This window comes from Nioella sediminis, assembly GCF_001879695.1.
GTDB classification, from domain to species: Bacteria; Pseudomonadota; Alphaproteobacteria; order Rhodobacterales; family Rhodobacteraceae; genus Nioella; species Nioella sediminis.
In genome coordinates, this window is the sequence record NZ_MNBL01000049.1 from 39,197 (window position 1) to 45,314 (window position 6,118).

The 6,118-nt window shown below is 62.9% G+C and carries 7 protein-coding genes; all 7 read left to right on the forward strand.

From position 1 onward, the window contains the following. Positions 1-94: 94 nt before the first annotated feature. The 7 genes from BKY26_RS07965 to proB all read left to right on the forward strand — a co-directional run bounded on the left by BKY26_RS07965 (position 95) and on the right by proB (position 5,921). Entirely contained in the window at positions 95-934 is an 840-nt protein-coding gene (locus tag BKY26_RS07965) for a hypothetical protein (RefSeq protein WP_071689866.1), read from the forward strand. A gap of 75 nt (positions 935-1,009) precedes the next feature. Then, positions 1,010-1,864 (forward strand): DUF2059 domain-containing protein, encoded by an 855-nt coding sequence (locus BKY26_RS07970; protein WP_071689867.1) that lies wholly within the window; start codon positions 1,010-1,012, stop codon positions 1,862-1,864. A 203-nt stretch (positions 1,865-2,067) separates the two neighbouring features. Next, complete coding sequence (locus BKY26_RS07975) at positions 2,068-2,715, forward strand: 50S ribosomal protein L21 (protein ID WP_071689868.1); 648 nt, start codon at positions 2,068-2,070, stop codon at positions 2,713-2,715. Positions 2,716-2,727: 12 nt separating this feature from the next. Beyond that, positions 2,728-2,997 (forward strand): 50S ribosomal protein L27, encoded by a 270-nt coding sequence (gene rpmA / locus BKY26_RS07980; RefSeq protein WP_071689869.1) that lies wholly within the window; start codon positions 2,728-2,730, stop codon positions 2,995-2,997. Between the two features lie 162 nt (positions 2,998-3,159). After that, on the forward strand, positions 3,160-3,699 hold the full coding sequence (locus BKY26_RS07985; protein ID WP_071689870.1) for a GNAT family N-acetyltransferase: 540 nt from the start codon (positions 3,160-3,162) through the stop codon (positions 3,697-3,699). A gap of 84 nt (positions 3,700-3,783) precedes the next feature. After that, positions 3,784-4,821 carry a GTPase ObgE gene (gene obgE, locus BKY26_RS07990; RefSeq protein ID WP_071689871.1) on the forward strand — a complete coding sequence of 346 codons (1,038 nt, stop codon included), beginning with the start codon at positions 3,784-3,786 and terminating at the stop codon, positions 4,819-4,821. Next, positions 4,809-5,921 (forward strand): glutamate 5-kinase, encoded by a 1,113-nt coding sequence (gene proB / locus BKY26_RS07995; protein WP_071689872.1) that lies wholly within the window; start codon positions 4,809-4,811, stop codon positions 5,919-5,921. Before obgE ends, proB begins: the two co-directional genes overlap by 13 nt. The last annotated feature ends 197 nt before the right edge of the window (positions 5,922-6,118 follow it).

Here is a 6,118-nt window from a genome sequence, read left to right on the forward strand (position 1 = left end):
AGCGGATTTGTCCGGGGCATGGCTGGAAATCTCGCGCGATGCCCCCCATTGTCCTCAACAGGACCAACACGGGTTTCCAGCGAAAGGACCGTTCATGCTGCGTGCGATTTGCCTCTCTGTGTCTCTTGTCATCGGCGCGGGCCCGGCCCTGGCCCAGTCCGCACCCCCGTTGCGAGAGGACACGCTGGCCATGCTGGACGCGATCGGCATGGAACAGAGCATCAATATCATGGTGCAGGCAGGGGTGCGCGACGGGCGCGGGCTGGAGGATGACCTGTTCCCCGGGCGCGGTGGTGCGGCATGGGGCAGCGTTGTCGACAGGCTTTATGCCCCTGATACCTTGCGCGCGTATTTCTACGAAGGATTTCCCGAAGACCGTCTCGCCGAGGATCGCGCGGCGGAGATCACTGCCTTTTTCTCCTCCGAACTTGGTGAACGGATTGTCGAAGGCGAACTGACCGCGTGGGAAGCCATCACCGATCAGGCCGTGGAAGACGCCGCGAACGAGGTCTATTTCCAGCATCTTGCCGAGGCCAATCCGCGGCTTGAGCTGCTGGACCGCTTCACCGAGGTCAACGGGTTCGTCGATTTCAACGTGATGGGCGCGCTGAACGCCAATTTCGCCTTCCTGCGCGGCATGTCCGATGGCGGTGCCTATGAACGCCCGATCCCCGAGGACATGATCCTGACCCAGGTCTGGCAATCGGAACCCGATATCCGCGAGGACACGATCCTGTGGCTCTATTCCTTTCAGTTGATGGCCTATGCCGACCTGACGGATGAGGAGCTGGAAGCCTATATCGCGTTCTCGGAATCCGAGGCCGGGCAGCTATACAACTCGACCGTGTTCGCGGGTTATGATGCGGTGTTTTCCGAGATGAGCTATCGTCTGGGGAATGCCGCAGCGCTGTTCATGACGGGCGAGCCGACCTGACAGGTGGTCTCTGGGCCCGGTTTGCTTTAGGATTTGGTCTATTCTCGACGGATCGGATTTCTAAAGGAGGTTGGTATGTTTGCCCGGATTTCACTGTGCGCTTTGCTGTGCCTGTCCATGCCTGCGGCCGCGCAGGATCAAGGCCCTGACGCCGAACTGGTCGATGCCCTGTTCGACGCGGCCGGGTTCGAAGCGAATCTCGCCAATCTTCGAGGGGCCGCATTGGCAGAGTGGCAGGGGACCCAGGACGATCTCTATCCAGAGGCGGTCCCCCCGGTCTGGACGGACGCCATGGAGGCAGCCACCGAGCCGGCCCAGATCGTCGCCGATTTCCGGCGCGGCTTTGTGACCGTGCCGTTTTCGCCCGAGGATATGGAGACAGCGATTGCGGCACTGCAAACACCGTTCGGACAACGCCTGACCGAGATTGGCCAGACGATCTCGACCCGCCTGGCCGAAGCCGAGAACCTGCAAGGGGCGTTCGCCGGGGCAGAGCTGACCAATGATCCGCGGGTCATCGCCGCAGACAGGGTTCTGGACCTGCGGGGTTCGATCGAGACGCATTTCGCCTTTCTGCGGGCTTCGGAACAGGCCTATTATCTTGGCCTCAACGGTGACCCCCTGGAGCAGACCGAACTTCCGGCGTCGGTTGCGGACGATCTGAGCGCCTATATGGCCGACTGGGAAAGCTATTTCGAAGACATCCAAGACGATGTAACCCTATCCTACCGGCAGATGTTCTTTCTGGTGACCGATGGCTTCACAAGCGATGAAGTGGACAACTGGGTAACGCGGGCCGAACAGCCCTGGGCGCAGGCGTTCGAAGACGCCTTTCAGGCCGGATATCGAGAAGCCTACAGGCAGAGCATGTACCGTCTGGGGCAGGCGGTTGCCGCCGGTCATGCGCCGGCGGAGGATGACGGCGGATAAGCTGCAAATTCGGCCTTTGTCGCTTGACTTCACCGCGCGCCTGGGGCATCAGCAGGCCTCATTCGCCGCCCATGACGACTCGGGCGGCGCTTGCTATTTACAACCGATGTCCCGAAGCGGGGCACGCTGTCCGAGGCGCGACACCAGTCGCACCAACACCCAAAGCGGGGGCCACAGGGCGCGGGAGAAAAAGGAAGATGCCTATGTTTGCGGTCCTCAAGACCGGTGGCAAGCAGTACAAGGTTCAGTCCGGTGACGTTCTGCGCGTCGAGAAACTGGCTGCCGATGCTGGCGAAACCATCCAATTCAACGACGTTCTCATGCTCGGTGGCGAAAACACCGTTCTGGGCGCGCCGACCGTGGCCGGTGCTGCCGTTCAGGCCACCGTCATCGACCAGATCAAGGGCGAGAAGCTCATCCACTTCGTCAAGCGTCGCCGTAAGCACAGCTCGAAGCGGACCAAGGGCCACCGTCAAAAGCTGACCCTCGTGCGGATCACCGACATTCTCGCCTCCGGCGCGGATGCAACCGGTGTGAAAGCCGCCGTGGGCGCAGGCTCGGTATCCACCGCAGCAGACGCAGCCCCCGCCGCCAAGCCCGCCAAGAAAGCCGCCAAGGCCGAAGCCGCCCCCGCAGCAGCCGCTGCAACCGGCGCTGACGACCTCAAGCAGCTGTCCGGTGTCGGCCCCGCGCTGGAAAAGAAACTGCACGAAGCTGGCGTGACCACCTTCGCACAGATCGCCGCGTGGAATGCTGACGACATCGCAGCCATGGACGAGAAACTGTCGTTCAAGGGCCGCATCGAACGCGAAGGCTGGGTCGCTCAGGCTCAAGCCAAGATCGCAGAATAAGGAGAGACACCCATGGCACATAAAAAAGCAGGCGGTAGCTCCCGTAACGGTCGCGACTCTGCCGGTCGCCGTCTCGGCATCAAGAAGTTCGGTGGCGAAGCCGTCATTCCGGGCAACATCATCGCGCGCCAGCGTGGCACCAAGTGGTGGCCGGGCGAAGGCGTCGGCATGGGCAAGGATCACACCATCTTTGCAACCGTCGACGGCGCCGTGAAGTTCCACAAGGGACTGAAAGGCCGCACCTTCATTTCCGTACTGCCGGAGGCGGAAGCCGCCGAGTAACGCCGGACCTTTTGCAAGATTGAAAGGGGGATCGGCATCAGGGCCGGTCCCCCTTTCACTTTTCGGGGCTATGGCCTTGAGGTGCCCGACCGAAGGCCCCAAGTGAAAGGGGCAGGTGGCGGGCCCGACCCCGAAAAGACCACTGTTCTGAGGAGGAGCAGAATGAAACAGGAGACGATCGTTCAACAGACCGCCGTCGATACCCCGCGCTTCGTGCTGCGACCCCTGCGGACCTCGGATGCCGGGCTTTTGAACATGTACGCGTCCGATCGCCGGGTGGCTGAACAGACCACCTCTATCCCGCACCCGCTGCCACCGGGCGCGGCCGAGGCGCTGGTCGCCAAGGCGCAACGAGAGGACCGGCGTGAACATGTCTGGGCCATGGATGCCACCGACCAAGGCGGGGCCGAGCTGATGGGGGTGATTTCCCTTCAGCAGATGGACCGCAATCAGTCCGAGATCAGCTATTGGGTCGCGCCGACGATGTGGAACACCGGCCTGGCCTCCGAGGCTGTGAAAGCGCTGGTCGGGGCCAACCCGCTGATGAGCGACACGATCTTCGCCAGTGTGTTCCAGGACAATCCGGGCTCTGCGCGCGTGCTGACCAATGCCAAGTTCAGCTATCTGGGCGATGCCGAGGCGTTTTCGGTTGCGCGCAATGCCAAGGTGCCCACCTGGACATACCTTCGCAAACTGAGCTGAGGGCGCGTGCCGGGGCTTGAGCCCCGGCCCGGTTCCCTCTAATCCCTCTGACCATGCGGGACGACCCCGCGGGGAACCGACATCATGAAATTCCTCGATCTAGCCAAGGTTTACATCCGCTCGGGCGCGGGCGGAAACGGCTGCGTATCCTTCCGGCGCGAAAAATTCATCGAATATGGCGGCCCTGATGGCGGCGATGGCGGTCGCGGCGGCGATGTCGTGGTAGAAACCGTCGACGGGCTGAACACGCTCATTGATTTTCGCTATCAGCAGCATTTCTTCGCCAAGAACGGCCAGCCCGGCATGGGCAACCAGCGCACCGGCAAGGATGGCGATGATATCATCCTGCGCGTTCCCGTCGGCACCGAAGTGCTGGAGGAGGATGAGGAGACCGTCATCGCGGACCTCACGGAACTGGGGCAGCGCGTGGTGCTGGCCCGTGGCGGCAACGGCGGCTTCGGCAACCTGCATTTCAAAAGCTCCACCAACCAGGCACCGCGTCGCGCCAATTCCGGCCAGCCCGCGATTGAGCGCACCATCTGGCTGCGTCTGAAACTGATCGCGGATGTGGGCCTGTTGGGTTTGCCCAATGCGGGCAAGTCCACCTTCCTTGCCGCGACCTCCAACGCGCGACCCAAGATCGCGGATTATCCCTTCACCACGTTGCATCCCAATCTGGGTGTCGTCGGCGTGGACGGGGTGGAATTCGTCGTCGCGGACATTCCCGGCCTCATCGAAGGCGCGCATGAGGGCAGGGGACTTGGCGACCTTTTCCTTGGCCATGTGGAACGTTGCGCGGTGCTGCTGCATCTGGTCGATGGCACGGCGGAGGATGTGGTCGAAGACTACCAGACGATCATTCACGAGGTCGAACAGTACGGCGCGGGTCTGGCCGACAAGCCGCGCATCACGGTTCTGAACAAGATCGACGCGCTTGATGAAGAAGAACTGGCCGAGAAGAAAGCCGCGCTGGAGGCAGCTGCCGGTCCCGTCATGACCATGTCGGGCGTCGCCCAGATGGGCGTGACCGATGTGTTGCGTGCGCTTCGCAGCAAGATCGACGCTGGCCGCCTGCGCGAGAAAAAAGGTGCACAGGAGGCACCCGCGAAATGGGAGCCGTGAGCCTCGCGGACGCACGGCGTCTGGTGGTCAAAATCGGTTCAGCCCTGCTGGTCGACAAGGACACCGGCGCGCTGCGCACGGACTGGTTGCATTCGCTGGCCGCCGATGTCGCGCAGATCAAGGCGCGGGGCGTCGATGTGGTGCTGGTCTCCTCCGGCTCGATCGCGCTTGGTCGGTCCGTGTTGGGGCTCGGGCAGGGAGTCTTAGCACTGGAACAGGCGCAGGCCGCCGCCGCTGTGGGACAGATCCGGCTGGCCCGCGCCTATGAAGAGGCGATGGCCCCCCACGGCATTTCCACCGCCCAGATCCTCGTCACGCTGGAAGACAGCGCTGACCGCAGGCGGTATCTCAACACCCGCAATACGATGGCCACGCTGCTCGGCCTTGGCGTGCTGCCCATTGTGAATGAGAATGACACCATCGCCACGGATGAAATCCGCTATGGCGACAATGACCGGCTTGCCGCGAATATGGCTGCGATGGTGGGGGCCGATCAACTTGTGCTGCTGTCCGATGTGGATGGGTTCTATTCCGGCAATCCAAAGGCTGAGCCGAACGCCACGCGCTATGACGTGATCGCTGCAATCACACCCGAGATCGAGGCGATGGCAGGGGACGCCGGATCGGGCCTGTCCAAGGGCGGCATGAAGACGAAACTGATGGCCGCGCGCACCGCCACGGCGGCGGGCTGCGCCATGGCGATCACGGAAGGGTCGGTTCTCAACCCCTTGTCTGCGTTGGAAAAAGGCGCGAACGCAACCTGGTTCACGGCAACACAGGATCCGCAGACCGCGCGCAAACACTGGATTGCGGCGATGAAGGCCAGGGGCTCTGTCCGCTTGGATGCCGGTGCGGTCGCGGCGCTTGGCCGGGGGAAATCGCTGCTACCTGCCGGAGTGACGAAAGTCTCCGGCCAGTTCCTTCGCGGCGACCCGGTGGCCGTGGAAGGCCCCGACGGGGCGCGGCTCGGGCTTGGCCTTGTCCGCTATACATCCGAAGAAGCGACCGCCATTGCCGGACACCGGTCGGATGAGATCGAGCCAATTCTGGGCTATCCGGGCCGCGCAGCGCTTATCCATCGCGATGACATGGCGCTGTAACGCCACTTCCTGATAAACGCATTCTTAACCAACCCCTCAACGGAGGCTGACATGACCGACCAGTCCAACATCCCCGCCCTCATGGCCGAGATGGGTGCCCGCGCAAAAGCGGCGGCTGCGGAGTTGGCCTTTGCCCCAGCCGAGCAAAAATCGCAGGCCCTCACCGCGGCAGCGGATGCCGTGTGGGCGCGGCGGGC

Coding starts and splice junctions, on each gene's coding strand:
- BKY26_RS07965 (WP_071689866.1), top strand. CDS start 95: ATGCTGCGTGCGATTTGCCTCTCTGTGTCTCTTGTCATCGGCGCGGGC.
- BKY26_RS07970 (WP_071689867.1), top strand. CDS start 1,010: ATGTTTGCCCGGATTTCACTGTGCGCTTTGCTGTGCCTGTCCATGCCT.
- BKY26_RS07975 (WP_071689868.1), top strand. CDS start 2,068: ATGTTTGCGGTCCTCAAGACCGGTGGCAAGCAGTACAAGGTTCAGTCC.
- rpmA (WP_071689869.1), top strand. CDS start 2,728: ATGGCACATAAAAAAGCAGGCGGTAGCTCCCGTAACGGTCGCGACTCT.
- BKY26_RS07985 (WP_071689870.1), top strand. CDS start 3,160: ATGAAACAGGAGACGATCGTTCAACAGACCGCCGTCGATACCCCGCGC.
- obgE (WP_071689871.1), top strand. CDS start 3,784: ATGAAATTCCTCGATCTAGCCAAGGTTTACATCCGCTCGGGCGCGGGC.
- proB (WP_071689872.1), top strand. CDS start 4,809: ATGGGAGCCGTGAGCCTCGCGGACGCACGGCGTCTGGTGGTCAAAATC.